The sequence below is a fragment of the Pseudomonas sp. genome (assembly GCF_037994325.1).
GTDB lineage: Bacteria > Pseudomonadota > Gammaproteobacteria > Pseudomonadales > Pseudomonadaceae > Aquipseudomonas.
This window is the reverse complement of the sequence record NZ_JBBNAH010000360.1, coordinates 1-2,808: the sequence shown is the minus strand read 5'-3', so window position 1 is coordinate 2,808 and position 2,808 is coordinate 1. Positions and strand designations below refer to the sequence as shown.

General features: G+C 59.1%; 2 protein-coding genes. One reads left to right on the top strand and one right to left on the bottom strand.

Annotated features, from left to right (window positions below):
• A partial coding sequence (locus tag AAAB16_RS12295; RefSeq protein WP_340663573.1) for a rhodanese-like domain-containing protein occupies positions 1–746 on the top strand: 746 nt, incomplete at its 5' end.
• A 62-nt stretch (positions 747–808) separates the two neighbouring features.
• Here the strand turns inward: AAAB16_RS12295 and AAAB16_RS12290 are convergent.
• Entirely contained in the window at positions 809–2,437 is a 1,629-nt protein-coding gene (locus AAAB16_RS12290; RefSeq protein WP_340663572.1) for a methyl-accepting chemotaxis protein, read from the bottom strand.
• Positions 2,438–2,808 lie beyond the last annotated feature (371 nt).

The window sequence follows — 2,808 nt, the reverse complement described above, 5'->3', positions numbered from 1 at the left end:
CGACCTACCTGTTCGATGTGCGCACCGCGGCCGAGTATGAGGCCGGGCATTTACCTGGGGCACGCTGGGTTGAGGGTGGGCAATTGGTGCAGGAAACCGATCACGTCGCCAGCGTACGTGGCGCACGCTTGGTACTGGTGGATAGCGAGGGCGTGCGCGCGCCAATGAGTGCTTCGTGGCTGGCGCAAATGGGTTGGCAGGTGTGGGTGCTCGCCGCGCAACCGGCTGGGCAATTTAGCCAGCAAGGCCCCTGGCAAGCACCGCTGCCCACGGTGCCGCAAGCGCCGAGCATTACGGTGCAAACCCTGCAGCAATGGCAACAAACAGCGGGCACCGTGCTGCTGGATTTCACCAGCAGCGCTAATTACGTCAAGCGCCATATTCCCGGTGCCCATTGGCTGCTGCGGGCCCATTTGCCGGACGCGCTGGCGCAATTACCAAAGGCCGAGCGCTATGTGCTCACTTGCGGCAGCAGCCTGTTAGCCCGCTTCGCTGCGGTCGATTTGCAAGCGCTGACACCAGTGCCGGTGCACGTTTTAGAAGGGGGAACTGCCGCCTGGATTGACGCCGGTTTGCCGCTTGAAAGTGGCGAGCAGCAGTTGGCCTCGCCGCGTATCGACCGCTATCGCCGGCCCTATGAAGGCACCGACAATCCGGTGGCGGCCATGCAGGGGTATCTGGATTGGGAATACGGTCTGGTCGCACAGCTGGGTCGCGATGCCACCCACGGTTTTTTTGTGATTTAACCGGCGTACAAACCACAACGCCTGATCGTGCTTGACCAGGCGTTGGGTGGTTTCAGTAACGTTTAGAACTTGAACTGTTTGACCAGTTGGCTCAGGTCAACCGCCAGGTAGGAAAGCTCGCCACTGGCAATGGTGGTTTGCTGCGAGCCTTCGCTCGATTGCGAGGCCAGGTCACGGATGCTGATCAGGCTGCGGTCCACTTCATGGGCCACCTGCGCCTGCTCCTCGGCGGCCGTGGCAATCATCAGGCTGCGCTCGTAGATGTGCTCGATGGACTGGTTAATTTGTACCAACGCCTGCCCGGCGGCACTGGACAGTGCTTGGGTGTGCAGCGCCTGATCATTGGTTTGGCTCATCGCTTTCAAAGCGGCGCCGCTGCAGCTTTCAATGCCGGTCATCATGCCCTCGATATCCTGAGTGGCCTGCTGGGTACGACGGGCCAGCGCGCGCACCTCCTCGGCTACCACGGCAAAACCACGACCGGCCTCACCGGCACGGGCTGCTTCGATAGCGGCGTTCAGCGCCAGCAAGTTGGTCTGCTCGGCTACGGCACGAATCACGGCCAATACTTTGTTGATCTCGCTGGCCACGGTGGCCAGCTCTTCAACGCTGGCGGAGGTGTCTTGCACGCGGCCAACCATTTGCGCGATGGCGGCCAGGGTTTCATCGACGCGCTCGCAACCATGGTTGGCCGCTTGCGTGGTTTGCGTGGCCACTTCCAACGCGCCAGCGGCGTTACGCGCCACTTCTTCAATGGCAGCGCTCATTTCAGTGACGGCGGTAGCGGCCATTTCCACTTCGTTAGCCTGACGCTCCATGCCTTTAGCGGCATCTTCGGTGATGGCGTGCATCTCTTCCGCGGTAGCCGCCAATTGAGTGGAGGAATCGCCGATTTTTTCCAGGGCGCTGCACAGGTTGCTTTGCATGGTTGCCAAGGCCTTGAGCAGACGCGCCATTTCATCCTGGCCGGTGATTTCAATGGTTTCACTGAGGTCGTTGTTGGCGATTCGCTCGGCAATCTGCAGTGCCTGGCGCACGGGGGACAGTACGCTGCGGGTGTACTGCCAAGCCAGAACGATACAAGCCAAGGCCGCACACACGCTAAAGCCAATGACCAACCGTACGGTGTCATCAAACGCAGTCTCGGCTTTCAGGCTATACGCCTTGGCGCGCTCGTCGTTGCTGCTTACCAGCGCAGTGATGCGCTCCTGCAGCGCTCTACTGCTCGTCGACAGCTCCGCCTGCGTCAGCTTCATTGCGCCGTCCAGGTCATTGGCCGCGATCAACGCCATATAGTGGCTCTGCACACCGTTGAACTGTTTGACGCTGGCTTGCAACAGCGCAACTGCTTTTTGCTCTTGCGCATCCAGATTCAAGCCTGCCAAGGCCGTGAAATTGCCTTCGATCTTACCCAGCGACACCTGAATATCGGCCATGGCCCGACGCCGCTCTTCGGGCGCTTCATCATCATTGCGCATCAGGCTGTTGTAAAAACGCACGTCGGAAAAATTGGCATCCAACTCGCCCAGCTCTTTCACCGCAGGAATGATGTGAACTTGAAAATAGCTGCCCACGCCGCGCAGTTTGTTGGCCTGTTGTAAGGCGGTCACACCGAGGCCAACGATCAGTAGGCAAAACACGCTAAAGAACAAGGTCGAGCGAACGGCGAGGTTAAGGCGACGGATAATCATGGTAATCGTCCAGTAGGGGGCTGAAAGCAGCAACGCATGGGCCAAACCAACAAGTGCTGGTTTGCCGCTGCGTATTACGGGACGGAATTAAACGGCGGAAGATGGGTGCGACTTAATGCGAAACAGCCCCTACACCTGTAGGAAACCCCTGACTAAAAAGCTTGAATTGCTAACGGCGCGGCCGGCTGCGGTAAACCATGTAGGACGCCTCTTCGAACACCGCTAAGCGGTTGCGACGGGGTTGGCCGGACTTCTAGAGTGAGGTATCGCTGAACTCATACGACGCCAAAAAGGACCATCGCCATGCACGACACCCTGTCGATTATCGCCGTACTCAAAGCCAAACCCGGTTTGCAAGACCACCTCAAAGC

Bases quoted from the DNA above. Each gene is read 5' to 3' on its own strand.
- AAAB16_RS12290 (WP_340663572.1), bottom strand. From the start codon at position 2,437: ATGATTATCCGTCGCCTTAACCTCGCCGTTCGCTCGACCTTGTTCTTT.